We start from the raw sequence: 20,075 nt of genomic DNA, 5'->3' as shown, positions 1-20,075 counted from the left end.
CCAATGGCTTTAAAGTTTAAATTTGCGGCCATGTCCGATGTCGGACGCATACGCAAAAAGAACGACGACTCTGCCTATGCCGGCGAATACCTCGCGGTTCTGGCCGACGGCATGGGAGGTCACGTCGGTGGCGATGTGGCATCGGCTTCCACGGTGCTAGATCTGGTGCATCTGGACCGCCGCTACACGGTAGATCCACAAAATGCCCTGACCGATGAAATTCAGGCAGCAAATTTGGTGCTCAACGAACTTGTCGGTGCAAATCCGAAACTTTCAGGCATGGGCACCACCGTCACCTCGGTGCTTCTCTCCGGTGAGACCTTACATCTGGCGCATATTGGCGACTCACGCGCCTACCGCCTGAAGAATAATGAATTTGAACAGATCAGCCGCGACCACACCTTTGTTCAACGACTCGTTGAAGAGGGTCGAATCCAGCCGCACGAGGCAGAAACTCACCCACATAAAAACGTACTACTGCGTGTGCTGGGCGATTCTGACGCATCCCCCGAAGTAGATGTATTACAGCTCGAAGCGCAACCCGGAGAACGCTGGCTCTTATGCTCAGACGGTTTGACCGATGCGGTGGCAGTGCCCATCATCGAACAAATTGTGCGTGGCACTGCAGATATGAATGCGGCGGTCAACGACCTCGTAGCAACTACTCTACGTAACGGAGCGCCGGATAACGTTACCGTCGTGCTCTTTGACGTCATCGAAGTAGATGACACCGAAGATGCGGGTCCGGCCAGCTTCGAACCGGCGCCAGATACTGGTCAGCTGACCATCGCCGCCGAAGGCGATGTTGAGGCAAGCGCATCCGTGTTGCGCCACGAGATTTCGCAACGTCCACACCTTTTGGTCGGTGCCGCACAACTGGCGACGCAGACCGGCCAGATTCCTGTGGTCACCCAGCACACCGGTGAACGTCGAGCCGCCGCGTTACTTACGCACCGTTCGCCAGCTGCCGGTGAAGTTCTTGACCCATTGGATTCACGTCCCGTGCAGCATCGCTGGTTTATGCCACTGCTGTTGACCATGGCCACCTTGCTAATCATCGGACTGGGCGTCTGGGGTTACCTCTGGACACAAACCCAGTTCTATGTGGGAGCCGTTGGAGACAAGGTCGCCATCTATCGCGGTGTGCCACAAGAGCTCGGACCGATTTCGTTGTCTGAGGTCGACACCGTCAGCAGTATTCCACTTGAAGCCCTGCCCGAATATTCACGGCAGCGCGTGGAATCTGCAATTTTGGCCGACAGCCAGGAACACGCGGCCATGATGATTCAAGAACTTCTTGTCACGGCAAAACAGAATTGTCCTGTTCAGGCGCCGGGTACTAACGGCGGTAATCAGAATTCCCCACTTCCGCCAGCCTATTGTCAGGAGATCATGCGATGAGCGAACTGCACACCGCGCCGGTTCCACGACGCAATTTGGAGCTGGTTCTACTATTACTGGCGCTGAGTGTTGGTGCCGCAGCCTTCTTCCTCGTTGGAAGTAGCTCGGACGCGAACGACAACACCGACTTCTTCGTGCAAACCGGAATTCTGGCTGGGCTAGCCCTCCTTATGCACATCATGTTACGCATTTTCGCTAAGTATGCTGATCCGGTAATACTTCCGATTACGGTAGCTTTGAACTCCCTTGGCTTAGCGATGATTCACCGGATTGACTTGGCAAAAACCACGGATCAATCCATGCGTCAACTTCTATGGACCACCATCGCTGTAATCATTGCAGCCGTCGTTCTCTGGGCGATCCGCGATCACCGCATGTTGCGCCGATTCACCTACATCGCATTGCTGGCATCAATAATCTTGCTGCTTTTGCCGATGATTCCCGGATTTGGCGTGACCATCAACGGTGCTCGCATTTGGGTCCGGCTAGGCCCGTTCTCTATGCAGCCCGGCGAGCTGGCCAAAATCACCTTGTCGATCTTCTTTGCTGGCTATCTTTCGTCCAACCGTGACCTCATCTTGATGGCTGGGCGCAAGCTTGGCCCACTGCAATTGCCACGACTGCGCGATATGGCACCAATGGTGGTGGCCTGGGTATTGTCCATTGGTGTACTCGTGGTGCAGCGAGATCTTGGTTCTTCGATTCTGTTCTTCGGCCTGTTTATCGTGATGATCTATGTGGCTACCGCCCGAATCTCCTGGGTGCTCATCGGTCTGTTGATGGTTGCGGCCGGAGGCGTCTTTGCCGCGATGACGATGAGTCACGTAACCCGCCGCATCGACGTTTGGCTCAATGCATTCTCCCCGGAAATTTATCAGGCCCGCGGCGGCAGTATGCAGATCGTCGAAGGCCTGTTTGGCATGGCCGACGGTGGACTATTTGGCACCGGTCTGGGTCAAGGTTCTCCCTACCGTGTTCCGCTTGCAAACTCGGACATGATCATCGCTTCCTTTGGTGAAGAGATCGGTCTGATAGGGCTTTCGGCAATCGTGCTGCTCTATATGTTGCTGATCAGTCGAGGACTACGCGCGGCCTTGGGATCACGAGATACCTTCGGCAAGCTCCTCGCCGCTGGGTTGTCTTTCACCCTCGGATTGCAGTGCATCGTCATTATTGGTGGCGTATCGCGACTGATTCCATTGACCGGTTTGGCAACTCCTTTCATGGCGGCCGGTGGTTCATCGTTGCTCGCGAACTGGATCATCGTCGCCTTACTCTTAATGATTTCGCATAATTCACGTCGTCCAATGCTCGGCGGCGTGGGACCCACCGACGAGGTTGCAACTCCGGGAGCTATAACTACAAAGGCGGTGAAGAACGTATGAATCAAGCCATTAAGCGCGTCTGGGTCGCTTTGACCATGATGTTCGTTGTCTGCCTTGCAGGCTTAAGCTACATCCAGTTCTTCAGTGCCGAAAAGCTTGCCGATAATTCGCTGAATAAGCGTCAGCTTTACCGCGAATTTGATCTACCGCGCGGGGCCATCTTGGTAGACGGTAAACCTATTGCGGAATCGGTACCCACCGATGACGGTCAATTCACGTACCAGCGCAAGTACAACAATCCCGAGGAATACGCTCACCTCACCGGTTATTACTCACTGGCTAATGGCAGCACCCATCTGGAATCAGATCTGAATTCTTGGCTGACCGGCAGCAGCTCCGATCTGGTCTTTGATCGCCTCACCGCGATGTTTACCGGCAAGAAGGCCGAAGGTGCTTCGGTCGAGCTCACCATTGATGGCGATCTGCAGAAGAAGGCCTACGAAATGATCCCGGATGGATTGCGGGCCACCATCGTGGTGACGGATCCAAAAACCGGTGACATTCTAGCTATGGCTTCAAAGCCGAGCTTTGACCCCAATGAGCTTGCAGTCCACTCGACGGTTAAAGCTGCCGAAAACATGAAGAAGCTGAACAACGTCAAGGGTTTGAGCCCTTACATTAATCCTGCGATCGGAAACCTCGTAGCGCCAGGCTCCTCATTCAAGATTTTGAGTACCGTGGCGGCGCTGGAATCCGGTGAATATGATTTGAATACGGTAATCGATAACCCGACCCGCATCACCTTGCCGGGTACGAATACCAAACTCCGAAACTTTGAAGCCGGCATCTGTGCCCGCCAACCGCAGGCAAAGCTCGAATTCATCTTTACCCAGAGCTGCAATACGCCATTCGTGAATATCAGCGAGAAGCTCGGCGCAAAACCATATGAGGATGTCACCGAACGCTTCGGATTTGGACAACAGCTAAACATTCCGCAGTCCGTAACTGCCAGTGTTTTCCCGACTGGCATGACTGCCTCACAGTTAGCCATGTCCACCATCGGACAGTTCGATACAAAAACGACTTCTTTGCAAATGAATATGGTCGCCATGGCTATCGCTAACGACGGGGTAATCATGCAACCAAATATGATTGATAAGGTCATCGCCCCGGATCTCCGAGTAATTGAAGATCCAAAGCCCAAGGCTTTCTCTACGGCTACTACCAAGGAAGTCGCCAACACGGTGGCCGAATTGATGATGGGCCCCGTGCAGTCGGGCACGGCAATGAATGCCGCGGTGCCAGGTGTTGACCTACGGGTCAAGACCGGTACTGCACAAATTGGTACCACGGGGATGGTCAATTCCTGGATCACCGGCTTCGCGCCGGGTGATGATCCACAGGTCGCGATCACCGTGAACATTGAACAAGTAGATTACGATACTGGCCACAACACGGCCGGGTCACTGATGAAGAAGATGACAGAGGCGGTGTTCAACAAGTGAGGCCAGTAACCGGCACCACCTTGGGCGGTCGATACAAGCTGACTGACCGCATCGCGATCGGTGGCATGGGCGAGGTCTGGAAGGCCCGAGATCAGGTTCTTGGACGCTTAGTTGCGATCAAGATCCTCAAAGAGGAATACACGGACAATGAGAGTTTTCTGACTCGTTTCCGCGTTGAGGCGCGCCACACGGCGTTGCTAAATCACTCGGGTATCGCGGGCGTTTTCGACTACGGCGAGGAGCAGGGCTCTGCGTATCTGGTCATGGAACTCGTTCCTGGCCCACCGCTGTCGACCATTATCGAACGCGAGCGAAAGCTCGACGTGGATCGCACGCTGTCACTGATTGCACAGACCGCTCGTGCATTGGCCGCAGCGCATGAACATGGCCTCGTACACCGCGACGTGAAACCCGGCAATATTCTGGTGATGCCTACCGGTGTTGTGAAGATTACCGACTTTGGCATTGCGCGCTTGGCCGATCAGGTTCCACTGACGGCCACCGGTCAGGTGATGGGCACCGCCCAGTACCTAGCTCCGGAGCAGGCCACCGGTCAGATCGCCACGGGCAGCTCGGATATCTATGCACTGGGCGTCATCGGTTACGAATGTCTTGCCGGACGTCGGCCATTCACCGGTGAATCACAGATCGCTATCGCGTTGGCGCAGGTCAACGACGCTCCCCCACCGCTTCCCGATTCGCTGCCCGCACCCGTTCGTCAGCTGATCATTTCGATGCTCGCCAAGAACCCGGCAGATCGTCCAGCTAACGCGAATGCTTTGGCAGACGCCGCAGAGGCGCTACGCAAGGGTGACACGAACACCGCGACCATCGCCGTACCCGGCATGCTCATCACCGGTGTGCACGATGACGCTACTCAGGCACTTAATCTCGATGAAGACGCCACCCGAGCCGTCACCTCGGTAAACGCTGCTCCGCCGATGACTAACGCCATGCCTACGGTCTCGGCGCCAGCCGCTGTGGGGGCCGCGGCTGTAGGTGCTTCGGCCGCGAGCTACGATGACGAAGGCTTTGACGAGCATCAGGCGGACAATCAAGACGGCTATGAGGACGAGAAACGAAACCCGTGGATCATTCCACTGGTGGTAGTCATCGTCTTGGCAGCATTGATTGCCTTGGGCGCTTGGCTCATTCCAAAATTGGGTTCCTCGAACACCGAACCAACTAGCCCTCCGGTCAGCACCAGTGCATCGGTGGAAAGTTCCGAACCTAGTGCTGAAACTACCGAACCAAGCGACGAAACCAGCACACCAAGCGAAGAGACCACTGCCCCAACAAAAACGGTCAAGTCCGTCACCGTGCCTTCAAACTTAGTGGGCAAGGATATTGATACCGTCATCGCACAACTGAAGTCCCTGGGTCTAGAGGTCAGCGATTCTGCAACGGAAAGCTCGGAAGCTAATCCTGGCGAGGTGCTATCGGTTTCACCAACCGGAAGTGTTGAACCCGGTTCTACGGTCAAGGTGAGCTACGCGAAGGCCCCAGAAACCGTTGATGTTCCTGCGGTTACCGGCATGAGCTACGAAGCCGCGCAAAAGCTGTTGCAGGACTCTGGTCTTGCAGTATCCAAGGGTGGAGAAGAACACGATTCTTCGGTAGCAAATACCGTGCTGAAACAAACCCCCGCAGAAGGCACCAAGGTCACTCCTGGTTCGCGAATCTCGTTGATTATCTCGCTTGGCCCGGAGCCAAAAGAAACTCCGAGCGAAACTCCGACTCCAACACCAACACCAACTGCTACCCCTACCGAATCGGCAACACCTAAAGAAACTGGCGCAAGCGAAGCACCATGAGTAATTTTGATGCATTGCCGCCCGGTTTGCCTCGGCTGATTGCCGACCGTTATGAAATACGGTCGCTGATCGGCCGTGGCGGGATGGCAGACGTTTATTTAGCGACGGACCATACTCTTGCCCGTCAGGTAGCGGTTAAAGTCCTGCGCCACGACACCGCAGATAATCCGATGGTGACCAACCGATTCCGCCGCGAGGCGAAGTCGGTCGCCGGGCTCAGCCATCCAAATATCGTTGCTGTTTACGACACTGGCGAGCTTCCTGCCACCGAATATAGCAGGAGCACCTCACCGTATATCGTCATGGAATATGTCTCTGGACGCACGCTGAGGCAGGTGCTCAAAGATGAGCATGTCGATGAGCAATACGCGGTAGAACTGATCCGTGGTGTGTGTGATGCGCTGGATCATTCTCATATGAAAAATGTCGTACACCGCGACATCAAACCGGCGAACATAATGTTGACAGACCAGGGTCACGTGAAACTCATGGATTTCGGAATCGCCCGAGCCATGGACACCTCCTCAACCATGACCCAAACGGCGGCGGTTGTCGGCACCGCACAGTATTTTTCTCCTGAGCAGGCACGAGGAGAACTGGTAGATTACCGTTCCGACATCTATTCGGCCGGTTGCCTTTTTTATGAGCTGGTTACTCATCAGCCCCCGTTTACCGGTGATTCTCCGGTATCTGTGGCGTACCAGCATGTTGGGGAGAGCCCGGTTCCTCCCAGCGAGGTTAACAATTCACTTCCTGAAATCTATGACGCTGTGGTGCTCAAATCCTTAGCTAAGGAACGAGACCAGCGTTTCCAGTCTGCTGGCGCCTTTGCAACGGCGTTGGAGGATGCTCAGAACGGTATTCCTTACCGAGATGAGGCGGCCACGATGGTGGCTGCTACGGTGCCCTTCTATGAGCATCAGGAGGAAACCGCAGCATTTCGGCATCCGCGCACTAGCGAGCATCCGGTGTTCTCTTCCAGTGCCGATGAGCGCGACGAACGTCCTCGGGAACACCGCTCGAACCGTGGCCTGATTTGGCTGTTGACGATTATCGCTTTGGTCGCGGTGGGTATCGCCAGCTTCTTAGTGATTAGGTCATTGCAGGCCGAGGCCGAACAGCGGGCACCCGTCGCGGTTCCCGAGGTCAAGAATCTCTCTGAAGTAGATGCCACTCGACTACTCAACGATGCAACCTTCAAGGTGGATGTTGAGCGCGAGTTTAGCGCTGACGTTGATGAAAACAAGGCGACGCGTACCGATCCGAATAACGGGGCTCAGCTGTCCAAGGATTCAACGGTCAAGCTTTTTATCTCCGAGGGGACCGAAGATCGCGTTATTCCAGAATCTCTTGAAAATCAGTCCGAGGTCGCTGCCCGCGAGGCAATTCGGGCGGCGGGTCTAGAAGTTGGTGACGTCAGCAGGGAGAATCACGCGAGTATTCCTACCGATTGGGTGATCGGCACTAGCCCCGAGCTTGGTTCAAAGGTTAAGGCCGGGTCAACCGTGGATCTTATTCTTTCCACCGGGATGGTCAAGGTGCCTGATATCAATGGAATGACCCGTGATGAAGCCGAAAAGGCTCTCACCGCTGAAGACGTAGGCTTGTTGGCGAAGTTTGTCGAAGTTCCCGACGAGTCTGAACCAGGGACGTTGTTCCTGCAAGATCCAGTCGCTGGCGCCGAGGTTGCTCAGGGATCCTTTGTGACCGTATCTGTGTCAGTCGATCAGCCAGAACCCACCCCAAGCCAGAGCCCAACGGCCCCAGAGACCTCACAGAGCTCTGACGAAACAGATGAGTCAACGCCACCGACGGAAAGTAAAACCCCGGGGACCGAAAAGTCGATGCCTCCACAGTCAACCAATGGCAATGGGAACGGCAACGGCCGTGGTAATCGCGGCGACTAACTACTCGCCACTAAATAGTGGGCTCAGGGTGCCGGCCTTTTCGGCTGCCCCCTGCAGTCCAATAAATTCCAGCCAGTTGCCGAGCATCTGATAACCCTGTTCGGTGAGTACCGATTCTGGGTGATACTGCAAACCCCACAATGGAGCGGTGCGGTGAGCCAATCCCATGATGACTCCCCCAGCGGTTTCCGCGATAATTTCCAATTCCTGCGGGATACTATCGCGAACCGCAGCCAGTGAGTGGTATCGAGTGGCGGTAAACGGATTCGCCACGTTCTTGAATACCGGATGTTCTTCGTGACTGACTAACGAAGTTTTGCCGTGCATCAACTCTTCAGCATGCGTCACGACTCCCCCGAATGCTTCAGCAAGCGCCTGGTGCCCTAGACACACACCGAGCATCGGTTTGTCGTGCCCTGCGCACCACTTGATCAAGTCGACGCTCACGCCAGCCCCGGCGGGATCACCCGGCCCCGGAGAAATAAGAACACCGTCATATTCTGCTGCAAGCTCTTGGGCCTGCTCGAGACTTATCTGATCGTTACGGTGAACCGTAGTCTGGGCACCGAGCTCTTGGAGGTAACCAACGAGGGTGTAAACGAAGCTATCGTAGTTGTCGATTACGAGGATCTTGGTGGTGCTCACGGGTTACTCTGGCCAATCGTTGAGTCGGTAAATGGGCTGAACTGCGACAGCCACGGGAAGACGTACATCATTAGTAATAGCACGACAGCGGCCAGCAATATTAATGCTTCAATAATGCGTAACCAGATTGGTCCTGGCAGATTTCGAAAAATCCATGCGTACATTATTACTCCCTAGCTTGTGGCGTCGACAACGAGTTTCCGAATTTCCTTAGGCGGCCCAGCATCTAACGGCTGCCAATCGGTGAGTTCGGAGTAGGCAATGATGCGCTCTCGAGTGCTAAATGGTGGGTGGCAACTTGTCATCGTGAGAATCGATTTTTTGGGTTCCACACCCCATTTGTGTGGTGTTGGGAGCAACACGTCGCCATTAGATGGCGTGACAATTTCGGTATCAAACCAGGTGTAGGTGTAATACCCTTCCTTGGTTTGCAGGTAGATATGATCGCCATCGTCTAATTTGTCGATGTCCCAAAAAACTTGACCGTGGGTCTGCCGATGCGCTGCAACTGCAAAGTTTCCTTTTTCGCCGGGCAACTGGGTGTTCGGATAATAGCCAATCCCCAGATTGTCGATTACCGAGCTCTGCACGCCGTAGCTCACCGGGTGATGCGTGCCCTTTTTACCGAATGTTGGGAAGTACATGATCCCGAAAGTTTCACCTGGCGCGGCCTCACTGACCGGTGCCGGACCGTAATCGATGTCTTCTTCCACTTCTTCGTGGGGAATCACCACGTCGCCCAGATCTTGAACTAGATTCTGCGTCACTTCTTTCTGTGCGTTCGCGGAATCTATGTTCGTCCACCAAAGTTCCCAGACAACGTAAAGCATGAGGACAATGCCAAGGGTAATCAGCAATTCACCAAGGAACCCGGTAATCCGGTTGCCAAATGTTTGCTTTTCACGGGCCATCCTTCGCCCGGGTGCAGACGCTACACGGTTCACTTTGGTGGTGCTCCTTTGGACGGTTTGGCATTCACTACGGACTCAACTTTCGAATTTTCCATGAACCCTAAATCAAGGACTAAGCACATTACCGCTAGTATGGAATCTACGCAGGAAAATGATGCGAACTTTCGTTCATTACTTGTCCTAACACTACCGGGAAGACCTGAAAGTCTCCCCCTTTTACTACAACATGCGGATGAAGCCGAGGGAGAATTCTAGTGCCGGAGTCTAAGCCACGACGCAAGAACAAACCACAGACCCAGCAGGTCGCACCGGGCACACATGCCGCGGATAAGCCCATGCCAAGCTGGTACAAGCCAGTGATGTTTGGATTGATGCTACTGGGTCTGGTCTGGATTATCGTTTATTACATTTCGCAGACCCTGTTCCCGATCCCAAATATTGGCGGATGGAACATTGTCATTGGCTTTGGTATTGCCATGGTTGGTTTCTTCATGACAACTGGCTGGAAATAGTAGTTATTCACTGACTGCTTTGAGGCCGATAACGCAACCAATCAGGCCCACAATGAATAGCATTTTCAGTACAGAAAATGCTTCTTGACCGGTCGCAATTGCGTAGATCACCGTGACAGAAGCACCAATCCCCACCCAGACCGCATATGCGGTTCCGGTGGGGATTTCTTTCATTGCGTACGCCAGCCCGCCCATAGAAACAATAAGTGTGGCGAAAAATATGATGCTGGGAACGAGCTTCGACAACCCAGAACTCATGCCTAGTGCGGTAGCCCAAACTGCTTCAAAAAGACCGGAAATTACGAGAATTAGCCAATACACGCCAGATACCTTACTGGCCGTCTTAGCTATCGTTCCGGGTACGGCTCCCTCGTCCGGGAATCGGCCTACCGCCGACTCTCCCTTAGGGTAGCAAACCAATACCGCTTTCTTGCGCCGCCGTGTACAGAATATTCCCCAGACGATCAAGTGCTGGAGAGTCAACGGACCAGCGTTGCCAGAATAATGGCACATCAATAAACCATTGCTCGTTGAGAACCATGAGCTCGGGTGCTATAGCTAATTGTTGTTCGGGAACCATGCCCCACCCCATACCCGCGCGAATCGCCTGTACAAAGAGCAGCGAGTCTGGAACATAAGAGATGGTTCCCACTGGGCGCGGCTTCGTGGGATCAATTCGCTCGAGCATTTGATGCTGTAACGGATCCTCTCTATCAAAAAGTACTATTGGCACCGAGGAGAGCTCGTCTTTACTTGCCTCACTCACCACGCCCGGGGCTGCTACGGCGTAGTAACGCATACTCCCCAAACGTCGAATGGTGCACCCCTGCGCAGCTTCCTGGCTATTTGTCACCACCGCGCTGACCCTGCCTGAACGAAGCAGTCCGACCGTGAGATTTTCATCCGTACGTAAAATCTCGCAACTTAACTGTGGCCACTTTGCCAGAGCGGTGAAGACCGGAGCGAACCAGGTAGCCAAAGAATCGGCGTTAACTCCGATAGTGAGTGATATCTTGCCTTCGCGGCCTTCGTGACGCATGAGCTCTTCACTGAATTCGGTGCCCAATAGAGAAATCTGTCGCGCGTAGCGCAACACCCGCGCTCCTTGCTCAGTGGGCTTCACCGGCCGGCTTCGTACCAGCAAGATTGCCCCCAACCTGCTTTCCAAGGATTTAATCCGTTGGCTAATAGCCGAGGGGCTGACTCCGAGATCAATGGAAGCATCGTCAAAGCTCCCCGCATCGATGACCGCGAGCAAGGTTTCGAGGTGTTCAAGATCTAAATTCACATTAGCAAGACTAATGTAGCTTCAGTATTTTAAGTTAGACACCGGTTAGTGACTTCTTTTACCGTTACCCTATGATCCCCGCACCAATATTCCTTGGATTCTCCACAGGACTTTCGCTCATCATCGCCATTGGATCCCAGAACGCGTTCCTGCTGCGTCAAGGGATCAGACGAGAACACGTGTTGCTCACCGTCGTGATTTGCGCGGCGTCAGACGTAGTACTAATTTTGGCCGGGGTCATGGGTATCGGCACCCTCGTTGAGCACGCTCCGTGGATCCTCACTTATGCACGGATTGGTGGCTTTATTTTCCTGCTGTGCTACTCCATCCTTGCGCTAAAGCGTGCGGTCTCCCCTGGCATTCTAAGCACTTCAAATTCTCCAGCACCGACCGTCAAATGGACGGTTGCGCTGACCGCTTTATCTCTGACTTGGCTTAATCCGCATGTTTACGTAGACACGGTTATTCTGCTCGGTTCCGTAGCAGTCGCACAGCACGACGGTAAATGGTATTTCGCACTCGGTGCAATTGCGGCCAGCATCTGTTGGTTCACGGCACTTGGTTATGCTTCCAGATTCTTGTCCCGCATTTTCGCAAGCGCCACGTCCTGGCGCATTCTGGATGCGATCATTTGCATCTTTATGACCATTTTTGCGGTGTTGCTGATTCGACCGCTCTTTTTGTAAAGAGTGTGAGATATCCACAGTATTAACAGGTTATCCACACACCTTGTGGAGAACGTTCTTATTTACTTGTTCACAACTTTATCCACAGGTGGGGATAAGGTGAGCAGGGGCTGTATAAACTATTCATTATTCCAAGTCAGCGCCAATTGCATGTTGTTGAATGACATGGTTGTAAGTTATTAACACTGTGGATTACGCGTGTGGACATCTTCTTTATGGTGACTCAGTCGACAGATATCAGAGATTCGTTTAAAAATTCGAACAACTAAACGGATCGGCACAGGGTCTCGGAATAAGGCTATCTACAGGGCCTGTTTAAAAGTTATCCACAATTGTGGGTAAAGCTGTGAGTATTCGATGCCGGAAGTGGCATATCCACGAAATCATGGGCGTCTAAGGGGTGTCCCATCGCTACCCAGATGCGAGTTACATGGTTGTAAGTTATTAACAGTGTGGATAATACTTGTGGATAACTAGACGCAGAAGAGTTCGAATTAACTTAGCGGCTACTTCACGGCCACAGCCGCAAGATATATCGCTACTGCCACAACTATCGTCAAGACACCCAACAAAGAGAATTGAATCTTCGTACGTTGTGGATTACGTGGCACCAACACAATGCAAGCGGCCGCCAGTGCGCCAACGACAGCACCACCGAGGTGTCCCTGCCAAGAAATACCCGAGACCACAAATCCGAGCACCACATTGAGTACTAGAACAATGGCCATCTGACGTAGGACTTGCTTGTTGGTGCGGAAAACTACGAAGAGGGATAAGAAGAGCCCTGCGAGAGCGCCCGAGGCACCCAGAGTAGCGCTCAGTGGGGGACTCAGCAGGAGAATACCCAAGGATCCACCCAAGGTGCTCAGTAGATAAAGCCAGCTAAAGCGTGCGCGACCCAGTCGCGGCTCGAGGAAAACTCCACAGAGATAAATGCCGTACATATTCATCGCTAGATGAAAGATAGAGCCCCTGGAGTGCGCGAACGCACTGGTGATCAAGCGCCATGGTTCTGAATCCGCCCACATAGGGACCAAGTACATGTAGCCAGTGGCCGCCGGGACCACCCATTGAAGAATGTAGGCGAGAACGTTCACCGCAATCAGTGAATAAGTAATTATCGGGACACCTTGGCGCGCCCGCGCACCAAATTCGGTCCGCTGAGAAGGGATCTTCTTATTCGCTTCATGGACGCATTCGACGCACTGCACTCCCACGGGAGCCGGCACCTGACATTGAGGGCATACCGGACGGCCGCATCGATTGCAGGACACATATGAGACCGTTCCTGGGTGTCTATAGCAGCTTGGAGCCGACTGCCCCGCGGGAGTCACTTGACCGTAAGACATCTGTTTCTACCTTGATCTCATCGTGGTGGTTTAAAAAAACTGCGGCTCCGGCGACTCCCCAAGGGAATCACCGGAGCCGCAGTTATTACTACTGAAAGTTACAGCGTCTCGATATCTACCGAGGTGATAACAACATCTTCCAATGGCTTGTCACGGCCATCGGTTGCAACGGCGTTCAAGGCGTCAACAACCTTGCGGGATTCTGCATCGGTTACGTCACCGAAGATGGTGTGCTTGCCCTGCAACCATGAGGTTGCAACGGTGGTGATGAAGAACTGCGAACCGTTGGTTCCACGACCCATGCGGATGCCGGCATTTGCCATGGCAAGCTTGTAAGGATCGTTGAAGTTCAGTTCTGGGTGGATCTCATCGTCGAACTGGTAGCCTGGGCCGCCAAAGCCCTGACCCAGTGGGTCGCCACCCTGAATCATGAAGTCAGAAATGATGCGGTGGAAGATGGTGCCGCTGTACAGCGGGGTGTTGGTCTTCTTGTCACCGGACTCTGGGTGTACCCATTCCTGCTCACCGGTCGACAAGCCAACGAAGTTCTTTACGGTCTTCGGGGCGTGGTTGCCGAAAAGATCGACGACGATGTCGCCCAAAGTAGTGTGAATCGTGGCTTTATGCGTTGCGTTTGCGGTCATGGCTTCATTCTCCCATGAGTAGGGCCAAGGCCGCCAAAGCTGAAGTACGCGCTGAGTGAAACAATTACGTCATCACCGGTGTCAGACTCGCGGACACTGGTCTCACATCGGCTAACTGCCTAGTCTGGAGGTATCTGGGAACAAAAATTGATTCACAAGGGAGAAATCATGAGCAAGAAAAGTGCAGCAGGAAAATTTTTAGCATTCGGCGTGTTCGTAGGAATTGTGGCTCTCATCGTGGCCATGTGGAAAGCTTCCCGTCCGGTGGAAGACCCTTGGGAAAATGAACCAAAAATTTCCGAACCACAGCAGCCTGTCGAATCTCGCGAAGCTGACATAGCTGAGGTTCGAACGTTAGTCGAGGAAAGTTAAGCCCTAAGTTTTGGTGCCGCTTGGCCTCGGACGACAAATACGAGTCCAAGCAAGATGATTCCCAAACCTATATATGTGCCCACCGGGACCACCTGCCCTAAGAGCAATGCGGCGAGCAACGCAGCACCGGGAATTTCAAGCAGGATCAGGGTCGAAACGGTCAATGGCCCCAGCACACTGAGTAGGTGATTCATCGCAGTGTGCCCGAATAGTTGCGCGCAGACGGTCAGCAGAATAATTCCAACCCAACCCCAGGCATCAAATCCCCACAGAGGCTGTCCTGTAGCTAGGCAAATGATTAGCAACAGTACCGCGGTAACGGCATAGCAGATCGAGGTATATCGAGAGGTGCTCATGGTGCGCCGGGCCGCAGATCCTGCGAACGTATAAATCGCGGCGAGTACCCCACCGGCAAGGGCTAACAAGTCACCCATAAACGCCGTAAGTCCTTGGCCCAAATCAAAACCCGTAATGAGTACAACGCCAACGATAGCGGTGCTCATTCCGATTATCACGGGGGACCGATATCTCACCCCGCGCAGCGCTTGAAACAATGCAATCCACACGCCTTGGATACAAACCAAGGCGGTAGCCGCCGCAACACTGGTCATTCGGACCGCAAACATGAAACAGACGAAGTGCAAGGCGAGCGCCCCACCGGCAACCAGAATGTAAAACCATTCTCGCCGAGTGAAGCGTAAGTACTGCCGCGGGTTTTCCTTAATCGCCGGGCCTGCGAGGAGCAAGGCCGCTGCGCCATTGCGCCAAAACGCCATGGACATCACCGGGACGCCGGGAAACGCCGCAATAATTGGTCCAGAAGCTGAAATGCCGAGTATTCCCAACGCGGCTAACAAGAACGTCACCGGCTAAGTTTACAAGCTCTACGTGACTTGCCTGAACTGGGCCTCTGAGCGCGTAAGCTCAAGTTATAGATATACATCCTCGTAGCGACATACATGCTGGTCAAATTCAGTTTATTGTAATTTTTTATATTGATTCTATGCCTCCTGAGGAACTAACATTGGCTTCCCGAGAATCCTTCGAGAACAAACATCTGATCCCGGGTTTGGTTCATTCTTCGACGGACTTGTCGGTTCCGTTGTGAGAAGTTAATGAACGCAGTATGCCTTGTTAAGCTCGGCGTTACCCGCGGCACGCATCATGAAGTTGTGAAGGTTGCCATCGTTGCTGAATCGTTCCTACCCCACGTAAATGGGGTTACAAATTCGGTCCTAAGGACCCTTGATCATCTTGAGCTGACCGGCCATAGCGCCGTGGTCATCACTCCCGCAGCCTCGTTGGCCGGTGAGCTCAAGGGCCACAGCGTACCCCGCTCATATAAGGGATTTCCGATCATTACCGTTCCCTCTGTGGCAATGGTTAATTACCCGGAGGTTCGCTTGGCTGCCGGAGGGGTTGGCCGTCTCAAAAGAATCTTGGCCAGAGAGGCACCCGACGTGGTGCACCTGGCTAGCCCATTCTTATTAGGCTGGCGTGCCCTACGTGCGGCTCAAGAACTGAACATACCCTCCGTTGCCATGTATCAAACCGAGGTTCCGACCTATGCCGCGCGCTATAAAATGCCGTGGCTAACCGAAAAGCTTTGGGATCACGTGAGAGCCATTCACACGACTGCAGACCTAACGTTGGTGCCAAGTACTTTTTCGCGCCGCCAGCTCGAATCTCTGGGCGTTACGCGCCTTGTTTTGAGCGGCAGGGGAGTGGACACCGTGCAATTCACCCCACAACGGCGTGACGCAAAGTTCCGCGAGGCTATTGCCCCCACCGGTGAACGCATTATTGGATATGTGGGCCGACTTGCTGCCGAAAAGCAGGTCGCTGACCTACGAGTCTTGAGCTCACTGCCGAATACAAGACTTGTGATCGTGGGTTCGGGCCCGCTGGAAGACGAATTGCGTAGCATTTTGCCCACCGCACACTTCACCGGCTTCCTTTCCGGAACCCGGTTAGCGGAAGTTATTGCCTCGTTTGATGTTTTTGTTCATCCAGGCGCCTCGGAAACGTTCTGCCAAACCATTCAGGAAGCCATGGCTTGCGCTGTGCCGGTCGTTGCAGTTGGCAGGGGAGGACCGCTAGATCTGGTGGATTCCTCGCGCACAGGCTGGCTGTATGCCCCGGGCGACCTCAACGAGCTTCGTGATCGAGTCAGTGACCTGATCTACGATGACGCCAAGCGTCTAGCCTTTGCCTCCGCGGCACATGCTCAGGTTCAAGACCGATCATGGTTTCGGATCGGCGAGGAACTACTGCAGAGCTACTGGACGGTGCGTTCTGAACGCGTCCGCAGTGGCCATCAGGCTGGCGGTTGGCCCGGTCGGAAAATCTCTTCGTAGTCCGAGCGAGCCTTGCGGTCCACCGAGGCAACCTGATCAGGGACCATCTTTCCTAAGATTAGGTCTCGCATTCTCTGTGGCAACAGGCTTAAGAGGCGATGGAGGATACCGACGTACCCGGGTACGGTGACCTCAAATCGTGGGCGGGCAATGACTTGGGCGACAGCTCGTGCGATATCGCTAGATTGAAGCATCGCTGCTGATCCAGTGCTTGTGCCGGCGGCCAGCGCCGTATCAACGACGGTAGGCATGATCACCGAAACATGGATACCGCTACCGCGTAGCTCTGCACGTACTGTCTTCAGGTAGCCGAGCACGCCGTGTTTGCTCGCCGCATAGGTCGCCTCTCCGGGGGTCGGCAGCAGTGAGGCCGCCGAAGCGATGGTAACGAGGTGACCGGATCCGCGCGCACGCATGCCTGGAGTGGCCAGCTTGATGCCGTGGATGACTCCCAATAGGTTCACCTCGAGTTGACGTCTGGACGCCGACTCCGGCTCTTGCTCAAACTCTCCGACCCACATGACTCCGGCACTGTTGATCAGGATGTCGATTGGTCCGTACTGTCCTTGCACATCGGCTAGGAATGCGGTGAAGGATTGCGCATCGGTGACGTCCAGAAAGAAACCGGCTCCACCGAGCTCCTTGGCCGTAGCTCGCGCGGCTTCGACGTCATAGTCTCCGATGGCAATCCGCGCTCCTGCCTCGGCGAGAAGTTTCGCGGTCGCCCGGCCGATGCCGTTTGCGCCCCCGGTGATTGCGACAACGCGGTTATTTAGTTGAAACGAACTCATGGTGTTTGCTCCTATCTTCCGCACGCTTCGCGCCTGCCTTACGCTCGCGGGCTAAATCCCACAAGAAGTAATCAAAGTCGACTTCCATGGTGTGCCGCGGTGACTCATAGAATCGGGATTTGTTGCGCTCATGATCGGTCATCATCTGTTTACGGATCTGCGCCTCAGTGGGCGGGAAATATCCGCCACTGAGTAGATCAGCAATCCACGCGGACTGGGCCTCGGCTAGCGGCATGACCGCGCCCACCGGCTGTAACAGCCCAATGAAGTAAAGTCCTGGCAGGTCCGGATGCACCGTACGTTTCCACAGCGCAAGCTCATTTTCTTCGGGGTTAATCACCGTGAAATCAAGGAATGGGAAAGTGACCTTATAGCCGATGGCCCACACGATCAAATCCGCTCGAGTGCGCGTGCCATCGGTGAACTCAACGTGATCCGCATCGAAGCGGCGGATGCCGGGGCGCACCGTAATCTTCCCGGCGGCAATCTGCGTGCGGATTTCTTCAGATTGCACGGGGTGGGATTGGCCTGGGGCATGCGCCGGTTTCGGCAACCCATACTTTTTCAGCCCACCTGAAGCCAGTGCCCCAACACGCAAACGTAATCTCGTCGCCCACCAAGGAATCCATCCCGGAAACGCAATCTGATCGGTTGCCTTGCCAAACAAAAATTTGCGCATCACCCACTGACCACGGCGAATCGACAGTGTGGCACTCTTGGCCCGGTCTGCCCCTGCAACGGTAATATCCATCGCCGAGTTACCTGCGCCGACAACAAGTAGGTCACGGCCCTCTAGCTGATCGCCGCTGCGGTAGTCATGGGCATGGATCTGCTCGCCGGTAAATGTTCCGGGGTAGGAGGGTTCTGGCCAGTGCGGGTCCCAATGGTGGCCATTTGCCACGAGTATCGCTTCGTAGATACGACTCTGGGCGCCTTCGGGCCCCTCAATGTCGACCTTCCAGCGTCCATCCTCAGTCCTAGTTACCGCAACTACGTTCGTGCGGAAAGTGATCGTATGCCGGAAACCAAAATGCGCCGCATACTGCTCGAAGTAGGCGTGGACCTGATCATGCCGGGCGTAGGCGGGATAGTCCGCTGGCATCGGAAAATCGGAGAATGCCATACGTGGACAGGAGGTATTGATCTCCAGGCTTTGATAGCAAGCAGACTGACCGTTGGGATTATCCAAGAGCCAGTTGCCACCGATCTCACTACCCTTTTCAAAGCAGTCGAAGGGAATACCTGCAAGGTAAAGCGCTTTGGCGGCCGCTAGGCCGGAAGAGCCGGCTCCAATCACGCACGTTTTGGGCAAAGATTCATCGCACGCGATGGGTGCCATGACCGCGGCGCTGCGGTGCACGGGTTTCACGAAGTAAGCCATGCGAAGAGTATTGCATTGAAACGATTGCCGAATGGAGAACTTAACTGACGAGGTTCCACTGTGGCGCGGTAGCGACCAAAGCGAACGCGATAAACAGCGTCGGCGTCAACTATCGGATACTGCGCTTCAGGCTTATGCAACGACGGGCTACAGCGCTGCGACGGTGCAGGAAGTGCGCCGTCAGGCGCACGTCTCAACGAGGTCATTCTATGAACTCTATGCCGACAAATCTGAGCTACTCTAAGGTGCTGCAGGGCTTCGCCGGCTTCGACATTGATCCCTTTGACGTCCGTCAGACAGAGTGTGCAAAGGATGGTCATGGCAGCTCTGGAGCCGATTCTGTCTGATGAGCGCGAAGCACGTGTGCTCGAGGCGGAGTCGGTCGGAGTCTGTCAGCCTTTGGACCGTGAACGCCGCACCGCATACCGCGCAGTTGGCGCGGCGATTGACGCTATCTTCGGGGTGCTTCAAGTCGCAGGGCGGATCGAGTTGGCGCACTGGGGATTGGTTAGCCTGATCCGAGCTTTCGGAAGTACAACAATTTATTGACGGCGTAACAGATGCGATCCTGCGGATTAAGGGCGCAACAGCGTAAATGAAAAAGAGCGGCGATCTGACTCATTGAGTCGATCACCGCTCTTAGAACTGCTTCAAATGTGGAGCCTAGGAGATTCGAACTCCTGACATCCTGCTTGCAAAGCAGGCGCTCTACCAACTGAGCTAAGGCCCCGTATTCAATTGTGGAAGACTTTCACTTCCGATAATGAGCAACGCTCACCCTTTGGAAAAGAATAGGCGGAAAGCTGCTGCTTTCCGCCAATCTATTCTGTGGAGCCTAGGAGATTCGAACTCCTGACATCCTGCTTGCAAAGCAGGCGCTCTACCAACTGAGCTAAGGCCCCGAAAAGCGTTAGGAAACTTTGTCGGTAACCTGTTGCCAGGTTTCCTTGATTTCCGTTGAACCCTTTACCTTCTTGATTATGACTACCGCAGCAGCCACAACAGTCCCGAGAATCAGGAGCTTTTTCATTCTACCCTCTTTCTCATTGGTAAGGATTCAGTGGGCGTACCTGGACTTGAACCAGGGACCTCTTCGTTATCAGCGAAGCGCTCTAACCGCCTGAGCTATACGCCCTTACCTTTTTTGTTCCCTTCGGAACGAAATAAAACTTTACCGGGGTTTGCAA

The 20,075-nt window shown here is 54.2% G+C and carries 21 protein-coding genes, 3 tRNA genes and 1 riboswitch; of the genes, 11 read left to right on the top strand and 13 right to left on the bottom strand.

Features of this window, described 5'->3' with window-relative positions; translation table 11 throughout:
- Positions 1–3 precede the first annotated feature (3 nt).
- From IEX04_RS04200 to pknB, 5 genes are read left to right on the top strand one after another with little or no spacing between them, the layout of a single operon-like run.
- Positions 4–1,401, top strand: coding sequence for a PP2C family protein-serine/threonine phosphatase (locus IEX04_RS04200; protein ID WP_096257223.1), 1,398 nt, complete (start codon positions 4–6; stop codon positions 1,399–1,401).
- On the top strand, positions 1,398–2,786 hold the full coding sequence (locus tag IEX04_RS04195) for an FtsW/RodA/SpoVE family cell cycle protein (RefSeq protein WP_188683917.1): 1,389 nt from the start codon (positions 1,398–1,400) through the stop codon (positions 2,784–2,786). The genes IEX04_RS04200 and IEX04_RS04195 overlap by 4 nt, the downstream gene beginning before the upstream one ends.
- Positions 2,783–4,231: a penicillin-binding transpeptidase domain-containing protein gene (locus tag IEX04_RS04190; protein ID WP_188683915.1), complete on the top strand. Its 1,449-nt coding sequence runs from the start codon at positions 2,783–2,785 to the stop codon at positions 4,229–4,231. The genes IEX04_RS04195 and IEX04_RS04190 overlap by 4 nt, the downstream gene beginning before the upstream one ends.
- A complete protein-coding gene (locus IEX04_RS04185; RefSeq protein WP_188683913.1) occupies positions 4,228–6,045 on the top strand; it encodes a protein kinase domain-containing protein in 1,818 nt (605 codons plus the stop codon). Before IEX04_RS04190 ends, IEX04_RS04185 begins: the two co-directional genes overlap by 4 nt.
- Positions 6,042–7,952 (top strand): Stk1 family PASTA domain-containing Ser/Thr kinase, encoded by a 1,911-nt coding sequence (gene pknB / locus IEX04_RS04180; RefSeq protein ID WP_188683911.1) that lies wholly within the window; start codon positions 6,042–6,044, stop codon positions 7,950–7,952. The genes IEX04_RS04185 and pknB overlap by 4 nt, the downstream gene beginning before the upstream one ends.
- On the opposite strand, the gene IEX04_RS04175 is transcribed toward pknB, so the two are convergent.
- On the bottom strand, positions 7,953–8,597 hold the full coding sequence (locus tag IEX04_RS04175) for an anthranilate synthase component II (RefSeq protein WP_188683910.1): 645 nt from the start codon (positions 8,595–8,597) through the stop codon (positions 7,953–7,955).
- 173 nt (positions 8,598–8,770) lie between these two features.
- Positions 8,771–9,541 carry a class E sortase gene (locus IEX04_RS04170; RefSeq protein ID WP_188683908.1) on the bottom strand — a complete coding sequence of 257 codons (771 nt, stop codon included), beginning with the start codon at positions 9,539–9,541 and terminating at the stop codon, positions 8,771–8,773.
- A gap of 221 nt (positions 9,542–9,762) precedes the next feature.
- On the opposite strand from IEX04_RS04170, the gene IEX04_RS04165 reads away from it, so the two are divergent.
- A complete protein-coding gene (locus IEX04_RS04165; RefSeq protein ID WP_096257211.1) occupies positions 9,763–10,020 on the top strand; it encodes a cell division protein CrgA in 258 nt (85 codons plus the stop codon).
- Between the two features lie 3 nt (positions 10,021–10,023).
- On the opposite strand, the gene IEX04_RS04160 is transcribed toward IEX04_RS04165, so the two are convergent.
- Positions 10,024–10,341, bottom strand: coding sequence for a DMT family transporter (locus IEX04_RS04160; RefSeq protein ID WP_188683906.1), 318 nt, complete (start codon positions 10,339–10,341; stop codon positions 10,024–10,026).
- A 12-nt stretch (positions 10,342–10,353) separates the two neighbouring features.
- Positions 10,354–10,422: riboswitch (guanidine-III (ykkC-III) riboswitch) on the bottom strand.
- Position 10,423: 1 nt separating this feature from the next.
- Positions 10,424–11,308, bottom strand: a complete 885-nt coding sequence (locus tag IEX04_RS04155; protein WP_188683904.1) for an ArgP/LysG family DNA-binding transcriptional regulator — start codon at positions 11,306–11,308, stop codon at positions 10,424–10,426.
- Positions 11,309–11,379: 71 nt separating this feature from the next.
- On the opposite strand from IEX04_RS04155, the gene IEX04_RS04150 reads away from it, so the two are divergent.
- Complete coding sequence (locus tag IEX04_RS04150; RefSeq protein WP_096257205.1) at positions 11,380–11,994, top strand: LysE/ArgO family amino acid transporter; 615 nt, start codon at positions 11,380–11,382, stop codon at positions 11,992–11,994.
- Positions 11,995–12,500: 506 nt separating this feature from the next.
- On the opposite strand, the gene IEX04_RS04145 is transcribed toward IEX04_RS04150, so the two are convergent.
- Positions 12,501–13,211 (bottom strand): rhomboid family intramembrane serine protease, encoded by a 711-nt coding sequence (locus tag IEX04_RS04145; protein WP_229676986.1) that lies wholly within the window; start codon positions 13,209–13,211, stop codon positions 12,501–12,503.
- 230 nt (positions 13,212–13,441) lie between these two features.
- Positions 13,442–13,987 carry a peptidylprolyl isomerase gene (locus IEX04_RS04140; protein WP_096257201.1) on the bottom strand — a complete coding sequence of 182 codons (546 nt, stop codon included), beginning with the start codon at positions 13,985–13,987 and terminating at the stop codon, positions 13,442–13,444.
- 168 nt (positions 13,988–14,155) lie between these two features.
- Here IEX04_RS04140 and IEX04_RS04135 point away from each other — a divergent pair, with 168 nt between their 5' ends.
- Entirely contained in the window at positions 14,156–14,359 is a 204-nt protein-coding gene (locus IEX04_RS04135) for a hypothetical protein (protein WP_096257199.1), read from the top strand.
- On the opposite strand, the gene IEX04_RS04130 is transcribed toward IEX04_RS04135, so the two are convergent.
- The gene (locus IEX04_RS04130) at positions 14,356–15,225 is read right to left on the bottom strand and encodes a DMT family transporter (RefSeq protein WP_096257197.1); all 870 of its coding nucleotides are present in this window, start codon (positions 15,223–15,225) and stop codon (positions 14,356–14,358) included. The two genes, IEX04_RS04135 and IEX04_RS04130, sit on opposite strands and share 4 nt — an antisense overlap.
- Before the next feature lie 249 nt (positions 15,226–15,474).
- On the opposite strand from IEX04_RS04130, the gene IEX04_RS04125 reads away from it, so the two are divergent.
- Complete coding sequence (locus IEX04_RS04125; RefSeq protein ID WP_229676985.1) at positions 15,475–16,716, top strand: glycosyltransferase family 4 protein; 1,242 nt, start codon at positions 15,475–15,477, stop codon at positions 16,714–16,716.
- Here IEX04_RS04125 and IEX04_RS04120 read toward each other — a convergent pair.
- Together IEX04_RS04120 and IEX04_RS04115 are read right to left on the bottom strand one after the other, a co-directional pair.
- The gene (locus tag IEX04_RS04120; protein ID WP_188683900.1) at positions 16,677–17,507 is read right to left on the bottom strand and encodes an SDR family oxidoreductase; all 831 of its coding nucleotides are present in this window, start codon (positions 17,505–17,507) and stop codon (positions 16,677–16,679) included. The genes IEX04_RS04125 and IEX04_RS04120 overlap by 40 nt on opposite strands.
- Positions 17,485–18,876, bottom strand: coding sequence for a flavin-containing monooxygenase (locus IEX04_RS04115; RefSeq protein WP_229676984.1), 1,392 nt, complete (start codon positions 18,874–18,876; stop codon positions 17,485–17,487). Before IEX04_RS04115 ends, IEX04_RS04120 begins: the two co-directional genes overlap by 23 nt.
- Positions 18,877–18,919: 43 nt before the next feature.
- Between IEX04_RS04115 and IEX04_RS04110 the strand changes: the two genes are divergently transcribed.
- Both IEX04_RS04110 and IEX04_RS04105 read left to right on the top strand, forming a co-directional pair.
- A complete protein-coding gene (locus IEX04_RS04110; RefSeq protein ID WP_188683897.1) occupies positions 18,920–19,132 on the top strand; it encodes a TetR/AcrR family transcriptional regulator in 213 nt (70 codons plus the stop codon).
- A 74-nt stretch (positions 19,133–19,206) separates the two neighbouring features.
- Positions 19,207–19,437 (top strand): hypothetical protein, encoded by a 231-nt coding sequence (locus tag IEX04_RS04105; RefSeq protein WP_188683896.1) that lies wholly within the window; start codon positions 19,207–19,209, stop codon positions 19,435–19,437.
- A gap of 108 nt (positions 19,438–19,545) precedes the next feature.
- On the opposite strand, the gene IEX04_RS04100 is transcribed toward IEX04_RS04105, so the two are convergent.
- From IEX04_RS04100 to IEX04_RS04090, 4 genes are all read right to left on the bottom strand, one after another.
- A tRNA-Ala gene (locus IEX04_RS04100) sits at positions 19,546–19,618 on the bottom strand.
- Between the two features lie 99 nt (positions 19,619–19,717).
- Positions 19,718–19,790: transfer RNA gene (locus IEX04_RS04095), tRNA-Ala, on the bottom strand.
- A gap of 8 nt (positions 19,791–19,798) precedes the next feature.
- Positions 19,799–19,918, bottom strand: coding sequence for a DLW-39 family protein (locus IEX04_RS18695; RefSeq protein ID WP_229676983.1), 120 nt, complete (start codon positions 19,916–19,918; stop codon positions 19,799–19,801).
- Positions 19,919–19,949: 31 nt separating this feature from the next.
- A tRNA-Ile gene (locus IEX04_RS04090) sits at positions 19,950–20,023 on the bottom strand.
- Positions 20,024–20,075 lie beyond the last annotated feature (52 nt).

Origin of the sequence: Glutamicibacter ardleyensis, assembly GCF_014644555.1 — a bacterium.
Classification (GTDB): domain Bacteria; phylum Actinomycetota; class Actinomycetes; order Actinomycetales; family Micrococcaceae; genus Glutamicibacter; species Glutamicibacter bergerei.
The sequence above is the reverse complement of the archived record's forward strand: the minus strand, read 5'-3'. Positions and strand labels throughout refer to the sequence as shown.

Excerpts from the sequence above, each read along its gene's own strand:
- IEX04_RS04200 (WP_096257223.1), top strand. The coding sequence starts at position 4 with ATGGCTTTAAAGTTTAAATTTGCGGCCATGTCCGATGTCGGACGCATA.
- IEX04_RS04195 (WP_188683917.1), top strand. The coding sequence starts at position 1,398 with ATGAGCGAACTGCACACCGCGCCGGTTCCACGACGCAATTTGGAGCTG.
- IEX04_RS04190 (WP_188683915.1), top strand. The coding sequence starts at position 2,783 with ATGAATCAAGCCATTAAGCGCGTCTGGGTCGCTTTGACCATGATGTTC.
- pknB (WP_188683911.1), top strand. The coding sequence starts at position 6,042 with ATGAGTAATTTTGATGCATTGCCGCCCGGTTTGCCTCGGCTGATTGCC.
- IEX04_RS04150 (WP_096257205.1), top strand. The coding sequence starts at position 11,380 with ATGATCCCCGCACCAATATTCCTTGGATTCTCCACAGGACTTTCGCTC.
- IEX04_RS04140 (WP_096257201.1), bottom strand. The coding sequence starts at position 13,987 with ATGACCGCAAACGCAACGCATAAAGCCACGATTCACACTACTTTGGGC.
- IEX04_RS04135 (WP_096257199.1), top strand. The coding sequence starts at position 14,156 with ATGAGCAAGAAAAGTGCAGCAGGAAAATTTTTAGCATTCGGCGTGTTC.
- IEX04_RS04125 (WP_229676985.1), top strand. The coding sequence starts at position 15,475 with ATGAACGCAGTATGCCTTGTTAAGCTCGGCGTTACCCGCGGCACGCAT.
- IEX04_RS04120 (WP_188683900.1), bottom strand. The coding sequence starts at position 17,507 with ATGAGTTCGTTTCAACTAAATAACCGCGTTGTCGCAATCACCGGGGGC.
- IEX04_RS04110 (WP_188683897.1), top strand. The coding sequence starts at position 18,920 with ATGGAGAACTTAACTGACGAGGTTCCACTGTGGCGCGGTAGCGACCAA.
- IEX04_RS04105 (WP_188683896.1), top strand. The coding sequence starts at position 19,207 with ATGGCAGCTCTGGAGCCGATTCTGTCTGATGAGCGCGAAGCACGTGTG.
- IEX04_RS18695 (WP_229676983.1), bottom strand. The coding sequence starts at position 19,918 with ATGAAAAAGCTCCTGATTCTCGGGACTGTTGTGGCTGCTGCGGTAGTC.